This is a genomic window from Pseudomonas sp. FeN3W (assembly GCA_030263805.2).
Taxonomy (GTDB): Bacteria; Pseudomonadota; Gammaproteobacteria; order Pseudomonadales; family Pseudomonadaceae; genus Stutzerimonas; species Stutzerimonas stutzeri_G.
The window spans coordinates 2,032,611-2,050,270 of record CP136010.1 but is presented as its reverse complement, the minus strand read 5'-3'; the positions used below and the strand labels follow the sequence as shown (position 1 = coordinate 2,050,270).

The following is a 17,660-nucleotide window of genomic DNA, read 5'->3' as shown; positions in this document are numbered from 1 at the left end:
TTGCGCGCCGGCAGGTAGCGGTCTGAAGGATCAGCGAGTGCCGAATACCACCATGGTCTTGCCTTTGACATAGACGAGACCCTGGGCTTCCAGGCTCTTGAGCACCCGACCGACCATCTCGCGGGAGCAGCCGACAATACGGCCGATTTCCTGGCGGGTGATCTTGATCTGCATGCCGTCCGGATGAGTCATGGCGTCGGGCTGTTTGCACAGGTCGAGCAAGGTACGCGCGACACGGCCGGTAACGTCCAGGAAGGCCAGGTCGCCGACTTTGCGTGTAGTGTTGCGCAGGCGCTCGGCCATCTGACTGCCGAGGGCGTAGAGAATGTCCGGGTCCTGCTGGGTCAGCTCGCGAAACTTCGCATAGCTCAGTTCGGCGACTTCGCATTCGGTCTTCGCGCGGACCCAGGCGCTGCGTTCCTTCTCCGCCCCTTCCTTCTCGAAAAGCCCCATCTCTCCGAAGAAGTCGCCTGCATTCAAATAGGCGATGATCATCTCGCGCCCGTCGTCATCCTCGATAAGAATGGTGACCGAGCCTTTGACGATGAAAAAAGCGACTCGCAACGGTCGCCTGCGTAGATGATCGTGCTCTTCGCCGTGTACCGCCGTCTATGGCAATGCGCGAGCAACTTGTCGATATTCTTTATCTTGGGCGTAAGAGTGATAGCTACCATGCTGTGGGTCCCGGATAAGTATTCAATAAAGACTGATTATTCTTATATGTGGCTGTCGTTCAGCTTTCGTGAGCTTAACAGACCAAGGCCGAGCAGTTGCAAAGTTGCGACAGGCGAAACGCGTGGGTCAACGCACCTTTAGTCGCGTATGTGACGCTGTCGATTTAAAGGCCCATGCTAAGCTACCCGCCCTGTTTTTATTGGAGTTGGCGATGAAAGCGCGCATTCAATGGGTCGACGGTGCGATGTTCCTTGGCGAGTCCGGCAGCGGGCATGTCGTTGTGATGGATGGTCCACCCGAGAACGGCGGACGTAACCTCGGCGTGCGCCCCATGGAGATGCTGCTACTTGGCTTGGGTGGCTGCAGTAACTTCGATGTCGTGACCATCCTGAAAAAGTCGCGGCAGGCAGTGGATAGTTGCGAAGCCTTCGTTGAGGCCGAGCGCGCATCCGAAGACCCAAAGGTGTTTACCAAGATTCACCTGCGTTTCGTCGTCAAGGGTCGCTCGCTGAAGGAGGCTCAGGTCAAGCGCGCGGTCGAGCTTTCGGCGGAGAAGTACTGCTCGGCCTCCATCATGCTTGGTCGTGCCGGCGTCGAGATCAGCCATGCTTACGAGATTGTCGAACTCGACTGACAGCTATCGGCTACGTCCAACGATAGAAGTGGGTCTGGAGGCTTTCGAAAAGCCTCCCGCTCTGCATCATGCGCCGCCCGATTGATTCGGGGTCATTCCGCAGCAATAACGGCCTTCACCGGCGCGAAGAGGTGTTGTTTACCGTCCTGCGCAGATGCTTCGGTGTCCGACGAGCATGAGCCCCGACAAGAGAATGGTTCCAATGGTGAAAAGCAAACTCAAGCTTCACGGGTTCAACAACCTGACCAAGACCTTGAGCTTCAACATCTACGACATCTGCTATGCCGAGACGCCTGAAGACCAGCAGGCATATGTGCAGTACATCGATGAAGAATACGACGCCGAGCGGCTTACACAGATTCTGACCGATGTTGTAGACATCATTGGCGCAAACATACTCAACATCGCCCGCCAGGATTACGAGCCACAGGGCGCCAGCGTGACGATTCTGATCTCCGAACAGCCAGTGACGCCAACTGACAGTCAGATCGAGGAGTCGCCTGGCCCGCTGCCCGAAACCATCCTTGCGCACCTCGACAAGAGCCACATCACCGTGCATACCTATCCGGAAATACATCCGGTGGACGGCATTGCCACGTTCCGCGTCGATATCGATGTTTCAACCTGCGGCGTCATCTCGCCGCTGAAGGCGCTCAACTATCTGATCCATCAGTTCGATTCGGACATCGTTACCGTGGATTATCGCGTGCGCGGTTTTACCCGCGATGTCGAGGGCAAGAAGCACTTCATCGATCACGAAATCAACTCGATCCAGAACTATCTGTCTGCTGACACGCGCTCGGCCTATCAGATGACCGATGTAAATGTGTACCAGGAGAATCTGTTTCACACCAAGATGCTGCTCAAGGACTTCGAACTGGAGAATTATCTGTTCGGCGATGCGACCAGCAACCTTTCTCCGGAGCAGCGCAAGCAGGTCGAGAAGCGGTTGCGTCACGAGATGCTGGAAATATTCTATGCGCGCAACATGCCGCGTCATGCGTAGAGTTCAGCGGCATTGTCATTGATGAGGGCGCTTCGGCGCCCTTTTTCGTGGCAAACGTCAGATGCGGTAAGTCGCCTTGGTCATGACCTTGGATACCAGGCTCATGCCGAACTTGACCGGGGCTGGAAATCGCAGGCCGCCGGCCTCGATGGCAGCGGTGGCGTGTTGCTGCTCATCCTCACGCATCTGCTCGAGAATGACGCGGGATTTGTCGTCGTTTGCCGGCAACTGGCCCAGATGTTCGTCCAGGTGCTTGCAGACCTGATCTTCAGTGGCAGCGACGAAGCCCAGACTGATGCGGTCGCTGATCAGGCCAGCCGTTGCGCCAATCCCGAACGACAGCCCGTAGAAAAGCGGATTGAGCACGCTGGTGTGGCTGCCCAGCTGGCGGATGCGTTGTTCACACCAGGCCAGGTGGTCGATTTCCTCATCCGCCGCCTGCTCCATCGCCCGCCGCACCTGCGGGAGGCGAGCCGTCAGGGCCTGGCCCTGGTACAACGCCTGGGCACAGACTTCGCCGGTGTGGTTGATGCGCATCAGGCCGGCAACGTGGCGGGTCTCGCTCTCGCTCAGTTCGGTCTCGTTCTTCAGTACGGCTGGCGACGGGCGTGCTGGCTGGCCACTGAAAGGCAACAGCGTGCGCAGTGCCGAATCGGCCTGCATCAGCAAGCGGTCGGCTGGGGAGTAGTGGCGTTGGCTGGTCATATGTCCTCCGGAACAGGTTGGAGCCACGGGCAGTGGATGAGGCTGCAGGTTGGGCGCTTGGCTGTCAGCCTGGCGGCCAATGCATCTGCCGCTGACCGAGTACGTGCATGTGAATATGGTTGACCGTCTGCCCGCCTAGGTCGTTGCAGTTCATCACCACGCGAAAACCGTCCTGGCACCCTTGCTCTGTGGCCAGGCGTTGTGCAGTCAAGAGGATATGCCCGGCGAGCGCCTTATCGTGCTCCTCGCTCAGGTCGTGCAAGGTGGCGATATGTTTCTTCGGAATCACCAGGAAGTGCACCTGGGCCTGAGCCGCGATGTCGTGGAAGGCGATAATCTGATCGTCCTCGTAAAGCTTGCGTGCGGGAATTTCCCCGTCCACGATCTTGCAAAACAGACAATCCATGGCGGTTCTCCGGGAGAGCATCGGCCAAACAGTGTATCAGGGCATATGAGCCGTGGTGAGGCTATACAGGGAGGTGATGTGAAGAACGATATTCATGATCTGGGTTTGGTTCTGGATTCGAGAGTACGGTTGGTGCTGATCGAGTCCTGGGACGAGCGCAGAGTGCTCGAGACGCTGACGGGACTTGCCGTGCGGCAGGGGTTGGGCCTCTACCTGTGGTCAGCGACCGAGGGGCTGCGCCATCTGTCCTTTGGCGGCGAGCTACAGGGCGGTGAGGAAAGCTGCGCGCCGGAGGTGGCGCTGAAGCTGGTGAAGCACGACCCCCGGGCGAACCTGTACGTCTTCTGCGATTTGCACCCGTTTCTCGATGAGCCGAAGCTGGTGCGGCTGCTGAAGGACATTGCGATACGTGAAGCGCCTGTGGCGCCGACCCTCGTGCTGGTGTCGCATGCGCTCAAGCTGCCGCCTGAAGTGCAACGCTACGCGGCACGTTTCAGTCTTTCGCTGCCAGCCGAGGAAGAGCTGCTTGCCATCGTCCGCGAGGAAGCCACCCGCTGGAGCGAGCGTAATCGAGGTGCTCGTGTTCGCACCGACAACCGCACGTTGCAGCAGGTGGTGAAGAATCTGCGCGGCCTGAGTCATGCAGAGGCGCGGGCGCTGGCACGCAATGTCATCTGCGATGACGGTGCGATCACCCAGGAGGATCTTCCCGAGCTCAATCGCAGCAAGTTTCAGCTGCTGGATCTCGATGGGGTGCTGGGGTTCGAATATGAGACGGCCCGCTTCGCGGAGGTGGGTGGGCTGGCCAATTTCAAACGTTGGCTGGCGGAGCGGCAGAGCGCGTTTCTGGATGGCCAGGGCGATGATCTGCCGCGTGGCGTGATGCTGGTAGGGGTGCAAGGTGGCGGCAAGAGCCTCGCCGCCAAGGCGGTCGCCGGTCTGTGGGGGTTACCTTTGCTGCGACTGGATTTCGCCTGCTTGTATAACAAGTATTTCGGTGAAACCGAGCGTAATTTGCGTGAAGCACTGATCCTCGCGGAACAGATGGCGCCTTGCGTACTGTGGATGGATGAGATCGAAAAAGGTTTGGCGAGCGGCGATATGGATGGCGGCGTAAGCCAGCGGGTACTGGGCACGCTGCTGACATGGATGGCCGAGCGTACCGCGCCGGTATTCATGGTTGCTACGGCGAACGCCATCGATCGGCTGCCTGCAGAGCTGCTGCGCAAGGGGCGATTCGATGAGCTTTTCTTCGTGGATTTGCCAGATCTCGCGACGCGCGCGGAGATCTTCCGCATCCATCTCGCGCGACGCGAGCTGCAGCCTGATGATCTGGGGCTGATGGTACTGGCCGGAGCCAGTGATGGTTTCTCCGGCGCCGAGATCGAGCAGGTCGTGGTCAGTGCGGTCTATGCCGGCCAGGCCCAACAACGACATGTCGATCAAGCAATGCTGCTCGACAGCATTCGCGCAACATCACCATTGTCGGTGGTCATGGCCGAGCGCCTCGACGCACTGCGGGAGTGGGCAAGGGGGCGCACGGTACAAGCCGATTGAGGGTTGGCTCCAGCAGCTAGAAGCCGGCTCCATGACGCATCTCCACCAGTGCGGGGATGGTCAGCGCCGCCACCAGGCCGCAGATGATCAACACCAGCCATAGTGCGGCGAGAATCTTCACCGACCGACTGTTGGGCGGTGGTGGCGAACCATAGCGGTTGACTTGCCGATTGCCTGGCATCAACAGCATGACGAAGGGGAACAGGCTGCCCAGCACCGGTACCAGATTGAGCAGGATCAGCCAGCCGGACCAGCCGAAGTCATGCAAGCGCTGAACGCCGATCTGCACGTTGACCACGAGCATGCCGATGCCGATCAAGCCCATGCAGATGAGCCCCAACGTGCTGGAGATTGCCATGATGATCGCGGCGACGCCGAACAAGCCCGCGGCTGCAAACATGATCACCAGGGTCCACGCCAGATAACGCAGACGGCCGATCCGGCCAGTGACGGAAAAAGGCTTGAGTTCGCCATGTTGCGGCATGGCTTCGCTGACGTTTGCGGAAGGCGGCGCGTAAGGTGACATGGTTGCGCTGGCGCCCTGAAGCGCAGCGCTCTCACGAAGCTGCGCCTGACGCGCCAGATACTTCTCGATGATGATGCCGCATGCACTGCACTCACTGGCGTGGTTTTGTGCGTGCCCGCATTTAGGACATGTCATGAGTGCAGCAGGCGGGTTGTCGGCTTGGGCCGCCGCCAGTTCTTCGTCCGTCTGCACAAGGCTCAGGGTGGGGCTGGTGCGCTCGGGCTCTTTGTATGCCTTGGCGCCAGCGCGGTGCAGTGCGCCGAGATACTTGTCGGCTTCCTGGCTGTTCAGCTTGCTTTTGATCACGGCGGCCTGGCCGCTGAACAACCGCTCGACCTTGCTTGGGTCGGTCTTGAACAGGACGGCCAGGTTTGCCTTTACCGCCTCGAGCGGCATGTCGGGCATAAGTTCGCCGGTGAAGACGATTTTGAATTGAGCTTGTTGCATGTGGCGTCCGTGTCACAAGGATGGTGGCGGCAGATTAGAGGGGTGGAACAGCCGATACAACAACGTTTGCTCCGGTTTCTGAGTCAGGTAGCACAATGCTCACGAGCTCAATTGATCAGCTGTCGGCCAGCTCAGAAGGGCCTGACGACGACAAGAATCACGATGGCCAGCAGAAAGAGTACCGGGATCTCATTGAACCAGCGATAGAACACGTGCCCGCGGATGTTCTCGTCACGAGCGAACCGCTTCAGTTGTGCACCGCATACATGGTGATAGCCGACCAGTACGAGGACCAGCGTCAGCTTGGCATGGAGCCATCCGCCTGTACTGAACAAGCCGGGATTGAGAATGACCATCCATATGCCAAATACCAACGTGGCGATCATCGAAGGAAGCATGATGCCGCGGTAAAGCTTGCGCTCCATGACCTTGAAGCGCTCCCGGCTGGGTTGATCCTCACTCATCGCGTGATAGACGAACAGGCGGGGAAGATAGAACAGTCCGGCGAACCAGCAGACGATGGCGATGATGTGTAGTGCTTTGAGCCAAAGGTAGAGCATCTATGGAATCCTGCGCAGGCGAATGCGTCGATAGTAGTGGCTGCGTTCGCCCCCGTCATCCCGGCGGTTGGCCCGCGATCAAAGCAGCTTTATCATCGCGCTTTTACGTTTCCAGTTGAGGGCAGGTCATGATCAAGGTCGGTATCGTTGGCGGCACAGGCTATACGGGCGTCGAATTGCTGCGCCTGCTTGCCCAGCATCCGCAAGCCGAAGTGGCTGTCATCACCTCGCGCTCCGAGGACGGGGTGAAGGTCACCGATATGTACCCCAATCTGCGGGGCCACTACGACGACCTCGCTTTCAGTGTTCCGGACGCAGCAACATTGGGTGGATGCGACGTCGTGTTCTTCGCGACTCCCCATGGCGTCGCTCATGCACTTGCTGGTGAGTTGCTGGCAGCCGGAACTCGAGTCATCGACCTGTCCGCCGATTTCCGCCTGCAGGACGCCGAAGAGTGGGCGAAATGGTATGGGCAGGCTCATGGTGCACCTGAGCTGCTCCCGGAGGCGGTGTACGGATTGCCTGAAGTCAATCGCGAGCAGATCAGAAAGGCACGCCTGATTGCCGTTCCTGGTTGTTACCCGACGGCTACTCAGCTGGGCTTTCTACCGTTGCTTGAAAACGGTCTTGCTGATGCCTCGCGATTGATTGCGGACTGCAAGTCCGGTGTCAGTGGTGCCGGGCGCGCAGCGAAAATCGGCTCCCTTTTCACCGAGGCTGGCGAAAGCATGATGGCGTATGCGGTCAAAGGGCACCGACACCTGCCGGAAATCAGCCAAGGTCTGCGCAGAGCTGTGCGAGGTGACGTCGGGCTGACTTTCGTTCCGCACCTGACACCGATGATTCGTGGTATCCACGCGACGCTGTATGCCAGCGTTGCCGATACGTCCGTGGATTTGCAGCGCCTTTATGAGCAGCGTTATGCCAACGAGCCTTTCGTCGACGTGATGCCGGCCGGCAGTCATCCGGAGACACGTAGCGTGCGTGGCGCTAACGTTTGCCGTATCGCCGTACATCGTCCGCAGGGCGGTGACTTGGTGGTCGTACTGTCGGTGATCGACAACTTGGTGAAAGGCGCGTCCGGCCAGGCTATCCAGAACATGAATATCCTGTTCGACCTGAACGAAAAACTGGGGCTCGAGAATGTGGCGCTGCTGCCATAAACCAGTTTTCTACTTCGGGCCGTTGTGGTCGGTCGAATAGTTGACCGCTTTTGTCAGGAAAGCCGATAATGCACCGTCAATAATGCAGTAGGGCGTTTCACGCCAGGAGAAACCAATGAGTGTCGAATCCTTCACGCCCACCGCCATCCAGTTCAGTCAGGGGGCGGCAAGCAAGGTGAAGAGCTTGGTCGATGAGGAAGGCAACCCGCGCTTGAAGCTGCGAGTCTTCGTCACTGGAGGCGGCTGCTCGGGTTTCCAGTACGGCTTTACCTTCGATGAAGATATAGCCGACGACGACACGATCATCGAGCGGGAGGGCGTGAGTCTGGTGGTCGATCCCATGAGCTACCAGTACCTGGCCGGTGCAGAAGTTGATTATCAGGAAGGGCTGGAGGGTTCTCGTTTCGTGATCAAGAATCCGAACGCTACGACTACCTGTGGTTGCGGCCAGTCATTTTCTATCTGAGGCCTGTTGACCCGCAGCGCCGTGCATTGCACGGCGTTTTCGTTTCAGGCATCAAGCGGGGTAGATAGCGCCAAGGACGCGAGAGCCCTTGGCGCCGGTAACCGCGGGGCGATTTGCAGGGATACCTTCCAGGCAGCAGTGGGCCAGCCATGCAAATGCCATCGCTTCCACCCAGTCTGGCGGCACGCCCTCGCTGTCTGTACTTTTGACTTCACAGCTCGGAAGCTGTCCTTGCAACCTTTGCATCAGCGCAGCGTTATGTGCTCCCCCGCCGCAAACAAGCAATTCCTCAACGTCCAGCCGAGTGTCGATGAGCGACTCGACTATGCTCCTAGCAGTAAGCTCAAGCAGCGTCGCCTGTACGTTTTCGGGCTGCAGGTCCTCTCGTTCTGCGAGAAGTCTATCCAGCCAGGTCAGGTTGAAGAGTTCACGACCAGTGCTTTTCGGTCCCTGAGCCTTGAAAAAGGCTTCGTTGAGCATTGAGGTGAGTAAGTCCTCATCCACGATGCCGGTCGTGGCCCAATAGCCGTTGCGGTCGTATGCCATGCCTTTGTGACGTCCGATCCAGGCGTCCATCAGAACGTTGCCGGGGCCGCAATCGAAACCATGGGTAGGATTGCCTGGATACAGAATGCTGAGATTGCTGAATCCCCCGATGTTTAGAACCGCGCGGGCTCGCTGGGGGCTGGCAAAGACGAATTCGTGGAAAGCAGGTACGAGCGGTGCGCCATGTCCGCCTGCAGCAACATCGCGGCGGCGAAAATCACCAACGACAGTTATACCGGTCAGTTCCGCTAATAGGGCTGGGTTGCCAATCTGAATCGTGAATCCTAGATGGGGCTCATGCCGAACGGTTTGACCATGGCTGCCAATGGCTCGAATTGACTGTGGGGTCAGCTGCTGCTCCATGAGCAGCTGACCAATCGTTTCAGCTGCCAACTCCGCCCATTGGTTTTCAGCGATAGCGGCGCGTGCCAGTTCGTCTTGTCCAGAAGAGCACAGGGCAAGCAGTTCTTGCCGCAGTTGGGCGGGCATTTCCTGGAAGCGGGTGGCTATCAGCCGAGTGCGAGTGGTTTGCTCGATGAGCGCGATGTCCAGGCCATCAAGGCTGGTGCCGGACATCACCCCAAGATAAAGAGCCACGATTTACTGCTGGTTGAGGGCCAGTACGGTGGCCTTCTCTTCGTCCATCCGCGCCATCAGGGGCTGGCTCAACTGCATGAAACGCTGCTTTTCGTTGCGAGCGATCGGGTCTGCCATCGGTAGCTTCAGGCCTAGCGGATCGACATGGACGCCGTCGACCTGAAACTCATAATGCAGGTGCGGGCCTGTTGAAAGGCCGGTAGTGCCGATGTAACCGATGATCTGACCTTGCTTCACTGAGGAGCCGTTACGCACGCCTTTGGCAAATCCCTGCATGTGCGCGTAAAGGGTGCGGTAGCGCTGGCCGTGCTGGATGATCACTGTGTTGCCATAGCCACCCTTGCGCCCTGCAAGCAGTACTTTGCCATCGCCAGCGCTTTTGATTGGTGTTCCATGCGGGGCGGCATAATCGACCCCTTTGTGCGCTCGGATCTTGTTCAGGATCGGATGCTTGCGACCATTCGAGAAGCGAGAGCTGATACGTGCAAAATCCACCGGCGTTCGGATGAATGCCTTGCGCATGCTGGTTCCGTCAGCATTGTAATAGCTGGTGGCACCATCCTTATTGGTGTAGCGAACGGCGGAATAGGTTTTGCCCCTATTGGTAAAACGTGCCGCGAGAATATTGCCGGTACCGACGCTCTGTCCCTCTACGGTCTTTTCTTCATAGATGACCTCGAAGCTGTCACCTTTGCGAATGTCGAGTGCAAAGTCGATGTCGTAGCCAAATACGTTAGCCAGATCCATCGTCAGGTTATGGCTGAGGCCCGCGCGCTTCGCGGCAAGAAATAGACTGCTATCAATCTCGCCACGAGCATATACGGAGCTGACTTCGGGTTTGATCTGTTCTTTCTTGAATGAGTAACCGTCAGACGTCTTCTCTAGCGCCAGCGTCTCCAAGCTATTGAGTTTGCTGCGCAGGACAGCTAGATCGCCCTGTTCGGTCAGTTGAAACTCAAGGGACTGGCCGATCTTCAAGCGGGAAAATTGTTTGGCATCCTTGCTGCTCGACAGGACGGCATGCATGACTGATGGGGAAAGGCCCACTTTGGAAAATACCGTCGATAGCGTATCCCCATTGGCCACGACCACGGTCTTCGTCAGAGAGTCTGACTCTGGAGCGGGAGCCTGGGTGAGCTCCTTTTCTTCCGGTAGCTCAGCATTCTTCGCGTCGGATGATGTGTCCGGCGTGACAGTTGCGAAGGGGGGCTCGACCAGGCCTGGTTGGTCGCCGCCGGGCTCGACAACAATTTGTCCAGAGGAGGACTCGAGCTTCAGGTCAATGAAGGTCTTCTTGGCCTCGACTTCACGTGATGGGAATACAAGCAGCGCCAGGCTCAGCAGCGCAGCTACACCACTGGCAGCCAGAAGATGGCTCTTGGGGTAGTTCGGAGCTTTTGATTTGGAAGGCATCATTGGGCTTCTGGCATGTTTTTGCACGGGAAATAACTGTCTAAAATATAAGCAAAGCCCATCGGAGGCAACCCTTGTGGCAGCTGAACTGCTGATCGGCACAAGCGCGCGGCTTGTAATCGGCCGTCGATCTTGTAAGGTTGTCGCCCTTTAATAATGGTACGGGGCTTGCCATGAAGTCGGTTGAAGAGCAACTGTCGGTGATCAAACGGGGCGCTGATGAGGTGCTCGTCGAATCGGAGCTGATCGCCAAGCTTGAGCGAGGCGAGCCGCTGCGCGTCAAGGCAGGATTCGACCCCACCGCTCCCGATCTTCATCTCGGGCATACCGTGCTCATTAATAAGATGCGCCAGCTTCAGGACCTGGGGCACCAAGTGATCTTCCTTATAGGGGATTTCACCGGAATGATTGGTGATCCAAGTGGCAAAAGCGCCACACGGCCCCCGTTGACCAGAGAGCAGGTCCTCGAGAACGCGGAGACTTACAAGGCCCAGGTTTTTAAGATCCTGGATCCCGCAAAGACCGAGGTGGCATTCAATTCAGCCTGGATGGACAAGCTGACTCCGGCCGACTTCATTCGTCTGGCCTCTCAATATACTGTCGCTCGTATGCTTGAGCGTGACGACTTCAGCAAGCGCTACTCCACGAATCAGCCGATAGCCATCCATGAGTTCCTCTATCCGCTCGTCCAGGGATATGACTCGGTTGCGTTGAGAGCTGACATAGAGCTCGGTGGGACTGACCAGAAATTCAATCTGCTCATGGGGCGCGAGCTTCAGCGCTCGTACGGTCAGGCCTCGCAGTGCGTAGTGACCATGCCGTTGCTTGAAGGGCTGGATGGCGTGAAGAAGATGTCCAAGTCCCTTGGCAATTACGTCGGGATTCAAGAGGCTCCTGGGGTCATGTACAGCAAGTTGGTCTCCATCCCGGATTCGCTCATGTGGCGGTACTTCGAATTGCTCAGCTTTCGGTCGCAAGATGAGATCAATGGCTTCCGGGTGGATGTCAATCGAGGTGCGAATCCCCGCGATATCAAGATCAAGCTGGCCGAGGAGATCGTTGCGCGTTTCCATGGTGGCGAGGCGGCTGCGGCTGCGCATCGTTCGGCGGGTAATCGGATGAAGGAGGGCGAACTGCCTGAAGACCTGCCGGAGATCGAATTGATCTCTGATCAGGATATGCCTATCGCGTCGGTCCTTAATAAAGCAGCGCTGGTCAAGAATGCAGCCATGGCGCGTGATCTGTTGGGCTCTAGTGGTGTCCGTGTTGATGGTCAAGTGGTGGATCGTGGTTTTGTCTTCAGGCTCGGTGCGACCCATGTCTGCCAGGCTGGAAAGAAGTCGTTTGCACGTATTTCCCTCAAGGCGGAATAAAACTGAAATAAACGGTTGACGGCTGTTTTCAGGTGCCTATAATGCGCACCACTTCCGGCGCAGTCCTTAAGCAAAACCTCTTGTAAATCAAAAGGTTAGCGAAATAAAAGGGTTGCACCGGTGGCGGATTCGAGTAGAATGCGCCGGGCTGGCAGGGTGGTGGTTGAGTCCTGTTGGCGGCTTCGGTCAGGTTGATCGGAAGCGGTTGAAAGAGGTGGTTGACAGCGGATTTGAACGCTGTATGATTCGCCTCCCGCTGATGAGAGACGCTGGGTTGATCTGAAGCGCAAGCGGTTGAGAAGAAAGAAAAACTTCTTCAAAAACAGCTTGACAGGTAACAAGGCTGCTGTAGAATGCGCGGCCTCGGTTGAGACGAAAGGCTTGATCGAAACGCTCTTTAACAACTGAATCAAGCAATTCGTGTGGGTGCTTGTGAATGTAAGACTGATGGTCAGATAGATTATCAGCATCACAAAGCAACACTCGTTTATTCGAGAGTTACTCTTTCTTGTAAAGAGATTTGCGATTGCTGAGCCAAGTTTAGGGTTTTCTCAAAACCCAAGCAGTATTGAACTGAAGAGTTTGATCATGGCTCAGATTGAACGCTGGCGGCAGGCCTAACACATGCAAGTCGAGCGGATGAAGGGAGCTTGCTCTCTGATTCAGCGGCGGACGGGTGAGTAATGCCTAGGAATCTGCCTGGTAGTGGGGGACAACGTTTCGAAAGGAACGCTAATACCGCATACGTCCTACGGGAGAAAGCAGGGGACCTTCGGGCCTTGCGCTATCAGATGAGCCTAGGTCGGATTAGCTAGTTGGTGAGGTAATGGCTCACCAAGGCGACGATCCGTAACTGGTCTGAGAGGATGATCAGTCACACTGGAACTGAGACACGGTCCAGACTCCTACGGGAGGCAGCAGTGGGGAATATTGGACAATGGGCGAAAGCCTGATCCAGCCATGCCGCGTGTGTGAAGAAGGTCTTCGGATTGTAAAGCACTTTAAGTTGGGAGGAAGGGCAGTAAGTTAATACCTTGCTGTTTTGACGTTACCGACAGAATAAGCACCGGCTAACTTCGTGCCAGCAGCCGCGGTAATACGAAGGGTGCAAGCGTTAATCGGAATTACTGGGCGTAAAGCGCGCGTAGGTGGTTTGTTAAGTTGGATGTGAAAGCCCCGGGCTCAACCTGGGAACTGCATCCAAAACTGGCAAGCTAGAGTATGGCAGAGGGTGGTGGAATTTCCTGTGTAGCGGTGAAATGCGTAGATATAGGAAGGAACACCAGTGGCGAAGGCGACCACCTGGGCTAATACTGACACTGAGGTGCGAAAGCGTGGGGAGCAAACAGGATTAGATACCCTGGTAGTCCACGCCGTAAACGATGTCGACTAGCCGTTGGGATCCTTGAGATCTTAGTGGCGCAGCTAACGCATTAAGTCGACCGCCTGGGGAGTACGGCCGCAAGGTTAAAACTCAAATGAATTGACGGGGCCCGCACAAGCGGTGGAGCATGTGGTTTAATTCGAAGCAACGCGAAGAACCTTACCAGGCCTTGACATGCAGAGAACTTTCCAGAGATGGATAGGTGCCTTCGGGAGCTCTGACACAGGTGCTGCATGGCTGTCGTCAGCTCGTGTCGTGAGATGTTGGGTTAAGTCCCGTAACGAGCGCAACCCTTGTCCTTAGTTACCAGCACGTTAAGGTGGGCACTCTAAGGAGACTGCCGGTGACAAACCGGAGGAAGGTGGGGATGACGTCAAGTCATCATGGCCCTTACGGCCTGGGCTACACACGTGCTACAATGGTCGGTACAAAGGGTTGCCAAGCCGCGAGGTGGAGCTAATCCCATAAAACCGATCGTAGTCCGGATCGCAGTCTGCAACTCGACTGCGTGAAGTCGGAATCGCTAGTAATCGTGAATCAGAATGTCACGGTGAATACGTTCCCGGGCCTTGTACACACCGCCCGTCACACCATGGGAGTGGGTTGCTCCAGAAGTAGCTAGTCTAACCTTCGGGGGACGGTTACCACGGAGTGATTCATGACTGGGGTGAAGTCGTAACAAGGTAGCCGTAGGGGAACCTGCGGCTGGATCACCTCCTTAATCGAAGACTTCAGCTTCTTCATAAGCTCCCACACGAATTGCTTGATTCACTAGCGAAAAGCGATTGGGTTTCGACCCAGAGAGACGATTGGGTCTGTAGCTCAGTTGGTTAGAGCGCACCCCTGATAAGGGTGAGGTCGGCAGTTCGAATCTGCCCAGACCCACCAATTGTCATGGGATGTGGCCGATCTGTAGATGGGGCCATAGCTCAGCTGGGAGAGCGCCTGCTTTGCACGCAGGAGGTCAGCGGTTCGATCCCGCTTGGCTCCACCATTAACTCGAAAATCGCTGAAAGCTCAGAAATGAGTGCTGCTTGCGCATCTGATGATGGGTGAGGGTATTGATTTCTGGTCTTTGCGCCAGAACTGTTCTTTAAAAATTTGGGTATGTGATAGAAGTAGATTTGAGTGATCACTTTCACTGGTGATTATTCAAGTCAAGGTAAAATTTGCGTGTTCTCTATGCAAATTTTCGGCGAATGTCGTCTTCACGTTATAGACAGTAACCAGATTGCTTGGGGTTATATGGTCAAGTGAAGAAGCGCATACGGTGGATGCCTTGGCAGTCAGAGGCGATGAAAGACGTGGTAGCCTGCGAAAAGCTTCGGGAGTCGGCAAACAGACTGTGATCCGGAGATGTCTGAATGGGGAACCCAGCCATCATAAGATGGTTATCACACACTGAATACATAGGTGTGTGAGGCGAACCAGGGAACTGAAACATCTAAGTACCCTGAGGAAAAGAAATCAACCGAGATTCCCTTAGTAGTGGCGAGCGAACGGGGACTAGCCCTTAAGTTGATTTGAGATTAGCGGAACGCTCTGGAAAGTGCGGCCATAGTGGGTGATAGCCCTGTACGCGAAAATCTCTTATCAATGAAATCGAGTAGGACGGAGCACGAGAAACTTTGTCTGAATATGGGGGACCATCCTCCAAGGCTAAATACTACTGACTGACCGATAGTGAACCAGTACCGTGAGGGAAAGGCGAAAAGAACCCCGGAGAGGGGAGTGAAATAGAACCTGAAACCGTATGCGTACAAGCAGTGGGAGCCTACTTTGTTAGGTGACTGCGTACCTTTTGTATAATGGGTCAGCGACTTATTTTCAGTGGCGAGCTTAACCGAATAGGGGAGGCGTAGCGAAAGCGAGTCTTAATAGGGCGTCTAGTCGCTGGGAATAGACCCGAAACCGGGCGATCTATCCATGGGCAGGTTGAAGGTTAGGTAACACTGACTGGAGGACCGAACCGACTACCGTTGAAAAGTTAGCGGATGACCTGTGGATCGGAGTGAAAGGCTAATCAAGCTCGGAGATAGCTGGTTCTCCTCGAAAGCTATTTAGGTAGCGCCTCGTGTATCACTGCTGGGGGTAGAGCACTGTTTCGGCTAGGGGTCATCCCGACTTACCAAACCGATGCAAACTCCGAATACCAGCAAGTGTCAGCACGGGAGACACACGGCGGGTGCTAACGTCCGTCGTGAAAAGGGAAACAACCCAGACCGTCAGCTAAGGTCCCAAAATCCTGGTTAAGTGGGAAACGATGTGGGAAGGCTTAGACAGCTAGGAGGTTGGCTTAGAAGCAGCCATCCTTTAAAGAAAGCGTAATAGCTCACTAGTCGAGTCGGCCTGCGCGGAAGATGTAACGGGGCTCAAACCAGGTACCGAAGCTACGGGTTCAACGCAAGTTGAGCGGTAGAGGAGCGTTCTGTAAGCCTGTGAAGGTCAGTTGAGAAGCTGGCTGGAGGTATCAGAAGTGCGAATGCTGACATGAGTAACGACAATGCGAGTGAAAAACTCGCACGCCGAAAGACCAAGGGTTCCTGCGCAACGTTAATCGACGCAGGGTGAGTCGGTCCCTAAGGCGAGGCTGAAGAGCGTAGTCGATGGGAAACGGGTTAATATTCCCGTACTTCTAGTTACTGCGATGGGGGGACGGAGAAGGCTAGGCCAGCAAGGCGTTGGTTGTCCTTGTTTAAGGTGGTAGGCAGAGATCTTAGGTAAATCCGGGGCTTAATGCCGAGAGCTGATGACGAGCTTTCTTTTAGAAAGCGAAGTGGTTGATGCCATGCTTCCAGGAAAAGCCTCTAAGCTTCAGGTAACTAGGAACCGTACCCCAAACCGACACAGGTGGTTGGGTAGAGAATACCAAGGCGCTTGAGAGAACTCGGGTGAAGGAACTAGGCAAAATGGCACCGTAACTTCGGGAGAAGGTGCGCCGGTGAGGGTGAAGTATTTACTACGTAAGCCCATGCCGGTCGAAGATACCAGGCCGCTGCGACTGTTTATTAAAAACACAGCACTCTGCAAACACGAAAGTGGACGTATAGGGTGTGACGCCTGCCCGGTGCCGGAAGGTTAATTGATGGGGTTAGCGCAAGCGAAGCTCTTGATCGAAGCCCCGGTAAACGGCGGCCGTAACTATAACGGTCCTAAGGTAGCGAAATTCCTTGTCGGGTAAGTTCCGACCTGCACGAATGGCGTAACGATGGCGGCGCTGTCTCCACCCGAGACTCAGTGAAATTGAAATCGCTGTGAAGATGCAGTGTATCCGCGGCTAGACGGAAAGACCCCGTGAACCTTTACTATAGCTTTGCACTGGACTTTGAATTTGCTTGTGTAGGATAGGTGGGAGGCTTTGAAGCGTGGACGCCAGTTCGCGTGGAGCCATCCTTGAAATACCACCCTGGCAACTTTGAGGTTCTAACTCTGGTCCGTTATCCGGATCGAGGACAGTGTATGGTGGGTAGTTTGACTGGGGCGGTCTCCTCCTAAAGAGTAACGGAGGAGTACGAAGGTGCGCTCAGACCGGTCGGAAATCGGTCGTAGAGTATAAAGGCAAAAGCGCGCTTGACTGCGAGACAGACACGTCGAGCAGGTACGAAAGTAGGTCTTAGTGATCCGGTGGTTCTGTATGGAAGGGCCATCGCTCAACGGATAAAAGGTACTCCGGGGATAACAGGCTGATACCGCCCAAGAGTTCATATCGACGGCGGTGTTTGGCACCTCGATGTCGGCTCATCACATCCTGGGCTGAAGCCGGTCCCAAGGGTATGGCTGTTCGCCATTTAAAGTGGTACGCGAGCTGGGTTTAGAACGTCGTGAGACAGTTCGGTCCCTATCTGCCGTGGACGTTTGAGATTTGAGAGGGGCTGCTCCTAGTACGAGAGGACCGGAGTGGACGAACCTCTGGTGTTCCGGTTGTCACGCCAGTGGCATTGCCGGGTAGCTACGTTCGGAAGAGATAACCGCTGAAAGCATCTAAGCGGGAAACTTGCCTCAAGATGAGATCTCACTGGAGCCTTGAGCTCCCTGAAGGGCCGTCGAAGACTACGACGTTGATAGGTGGGGTGTGTAAGCGCTGTGAGGCGTTGAGCTAACCCATACTAATTGCCCGTGAGGCTTGACCATATAACACCCAAACAATTTGGCTGTTAGACGGTAAGTCGACAAACAAACCGAAAATCTGCACGAACACGCAA

Annotated in this window: 13 protein-coding genes, 2 tRNA genes, 2 rRNA genes and 1 pseudogene; 10 read left to right on the top strand and 8 right to left on the bottom strand. The window is 55.9% G+C overall.

The genetic code is table 11. The annotated features are described in order from the left end of the window. Nucleotides 1-30: 30 nt before the first annotated feature. A pseudogene (crp, locus tag P5704_009845) lies at nt 31-674 on the bottom strand (cAMP-activated global transcriptional regulator CRP). 212 nt (nt 675-886) lie between these two features. Here crp and P5704_009840 point away from each other — a divergent pair. Next, a complete protein-coding gene (locus P5704_009840; GenBank protein ID WOF80750.1) occupies nt 887-1,309 on the top strand; it encodes an OsmC family protein in 423 nt (140 codons plus the stop codon). A 205-nt stretch (nt 1,310-1,514) separates the two neighbouring features. Beyond that, entirely contained in the window at nt 1,515-2,315 is an 801-nt protein-coding gene (gene speD, locus P5704_009835) for an adenosylmethionine decarboxylase (GenBank protein WOF81198.1), read from the top strand. 57 nt (nt 2,316-2,372) lie between these two features. Here the strand turns inward: speD and coq7 are convergent, their stop codons facing one another. Next, nucleotides 2,373-3,020, bottom strand: coding sequence for a 2-polyprenyl-3-methyl-6-methoxy-1,4-benzoquinone monooxygenase (gene coq7, locus P5704_009830; GenBank protein WOF80749.1), 648 nt, complete (start codon nt 3,018-3,020; stop codon nt 2,373-2,375). A 64-nt stretch (nt 3,021-3,084) separates the two neighbouring features. Next, complete coding sequence (locus P5704_009825; protein ID WOF80748.1) at nt 3,085-3,426, bottom strand: histidine triad nucleotide-binding protein; 342 nt, start codon at nt 3,424-3,426, stop codon at nt 3,085-3,087. 78 nt (nt 3,427-3,504) lie between these two features. Here P5704_009825 and P5704_009820 point away from each other — a divergent pair, with 78 nt between their 5' ends. Next, entirely contained in the window at nt 3,505-4,983 is a 1,479-nt protein-coding gene (locus P5704_009820; GenBank protein WOF80747.1) for an AAA family ATPase, read from the top strand. A 16-nt stretch (nt 4,984-4,999) separates the two neighbouring features. Here the strand turns inward: P5704_009820 and P5704_009815 are convergent, their stop codons facing one another. Together P5704_009815 and hemJ are read right to left on the bottom strand one after the other, a co-directional pair. Further along, nucleotides 5,000-5,956 carry a DUF805 domain-containing protein gene (locus tag P5704_009815; protein ID WOF80746.1) on the bottom strand — a complete coding sequence of 319 codons (957 nt, stop codon included), beginning with the start codon at nt 5,954-5,956 and terminating at the stop codon, nt 5,000-5,002. A 131-nt stretch (nt 5,957-6,087) separates the two neighbouring features. Beyond that, complete coding sequence (gene hemJ / locus P5704_009810) at nt 6,088-6,516, bottom strand: protoporphyrinogen oxidase HemJ (GenBank protein WOF80745.1); 429 nt, start codon at nt 6,514-6,516, stop codon at nt 6,088-6,090. A 128-nt stretch (nt 6,517-6,644) separates the two neighbouring features. Between hemJ and argC the strand changes: the two genes are divergently transcribed. Together argC and erpA are read left to right on the top strand one after the other, a co-directional pair. Beyond that, nucleotides 6,645-7,679: an N-acetyl-gamma-glutamyl-phosphate reductase gene (gene argC, locus P5704_009805; protein WOF80744.1), complete on the top strand. Its 1,035-nt coding sequence runs from the start codon at nt 6,645-6,647 to the stop codon at nt 7,677-7,679. Between the two features lie 115 nt (nt 7,680-7,794). After that, nucleotides 7,795-8,145 carry an iron-sulfur cluster insertion protein ErpA gene (gene erpA, locus P5704_009800; protein WOF80743.1) on the top strand — a complete coding sequence of 117 codons (351 nt, stop codon included), beginning with the start codon at nt 7,795-7,797 and terminating at the stop codon, nt 8,143-8,145. Between the two features lie 51 nt (nt 8,146-8,196). On the opposite strand, the gene P5704_009795 is transcribed toward erpA, so the two are convergent. Both P5704_009795 and P5704_009790 read right to left on the bottom strand, forming a co-directional pair. Then, nucleotides 8,197-9,288 (bottom strand): anhydro-N-acetylmuramic acid kinase, encoded by a 1,092-nt coding sequence (locus P5704_009795; GenBank protein ID WOF80742.1) that lies wholly within the window; start codon nt 9,286-9,288, stop codon nt 8,197-8,199. Between the two features lie 3 nt (nt 9,289-9,291). After that, complete coding sequence (locus P5704_009790; protein ID WOF80741.1) at nt 9,292-10,704, bottom strand: peptidoglycan DD-metalloendopeptidase family protein; 1,413 nt, start codon at nt 10,702-10,704, stop codon at nt 9,292-9,294. A 170-nt stretch (nt 10,705-10,874) separates the two neighbouring features. Between P5704_009790 and tyrS the strand changes: the two genes are divergently transcribed. Then, nucleotides 10,875-12,074, top strand: coding sequence for a tyrosine--tRNA ligase (gene tyrS / locus P5704_009785; protein WOF80740.1), 1,200 nt, complete (start codon nt 10,875-10,877; stop codon nt 12,072-12,074). A gap of 95 nt (nt 12,075-12,169) precedes the next feature. Here tyrS and P5704_009780 read toward each other — a convergent pair whose 3' ends face one another. Continuing rightward, nucleotides 12,170-12,547: a hypothetical protein gene (locus tag P5704_009780; GenBank protein ID WOF80739.1), complete on the bottom strand. Its 378-nt coding sequence runs from the start codon at nt 12,545-12,547 to the stop codon at nt 12,170-12,172. Nucleotides 12,548-12,644: 97 nt separating this feature from the next. Between P5704_009780 and P5704_009775 the strand changes: the two genes are divergently transcribed. The 4 genes from P5704_009775 (at nt 12,645) to P5704_009760 (ending at nt 17,589) form a co-directional block, all read left to right on the top strand. Further along, a 16S ribosomal RNA gene (locus P5704_009775) occupies nt 12,645-14,179 on the top strand. Between the two features lie 90 nt (nt 14,180-14,269). Further along, a tRNA-Ile gene (locus P5704_009770) sits at nt 14,270-14,346 on the top strand. 30 nt (nt 14,347-14,376) lie between these two features. After that, nucleotides 14,377-14,452: transfer RNA gene (locus P5704_009765), tRNA-Ala, on the top strand. Nucleotides 14,453-14,705: 253 nt separating this feature from the next. After that, nucleotides 14,706-17,589: ribosomal RNA gene (locus tag P5704_009760) — 23S ribosomal RNA — on the top strand. Together the 16S and 23S rRNA genes with 2 tRNA genes alongside form the textbook arrangement of a ribosomal RNA operon. The last annotated feature ends 71 nt before the right edge of the window (nt 17,590-17,660 follow it).

Excerpts from the sequence above, each read along its gene's own strand:
- tyrS (WOF80740.1), top strand. The coding sequence starts at position 10,875 with ATGAAGTCGGTTGAAGAGCAACTGTCGGTGATCAAACGGGGCGCTGAT.
- P5704_009790 (WOF80741.1), bottom strand. The coding sequence starts at position 10,704 with ATGATGCCTTCCAAATCAAAAGCTCCGAACTACCCCAAGAGCCATCTT.
- P5704_009840 (WOF80750.1), top strand. The coding sequence starts at position 887 with ATGAAAGCGCGCATTCAATGGGTCGACGGTGCGATGTTCCTTGGCGAG.
- coq7 (WOF80749.1), bottom strand. The coding sequence starts at position 3,020 with ATGACCAGCCAACGCCACTACTCCCCAGCCGACCGCTTGCTGATGCAG.
- erpA (WOF80743.1), top strand. The coding sequence starts at position 7,795 with ATGAGTGTCGAATCCTTCACGCCCACCGCCATCCAGTTCAGTCAGGGG.
- argC (WOF80744.1), top strand. The coding sequence starts at position 6,645 with ATGATCAAGGTCGGTATCGTTGGCGGCACAGGCTATACGGGCGTCGAA.
- P5704_009825 (WOF80748.1), bottom strand. The coding sequence starts at position 3,426 with ATGGATTGTCTGTTTTGCAAGATCGTGGACGGGGAAATTCCCGCACGC.
- hemJ (WOF80745.1), bottom strand. The coding sequence starts at position 6,516 with ATGCTCTACCTTTGGCTCAAAGCACTACACATCATCGCCATCGTCTGC.
- P5704_009815 (WOF80746.1), bottom strand. The coding sequence starts at position 5,956 with ATGCAACAAGCTCAATTCAAAATCGTCTTCACCGGCGAACTTATGCCC.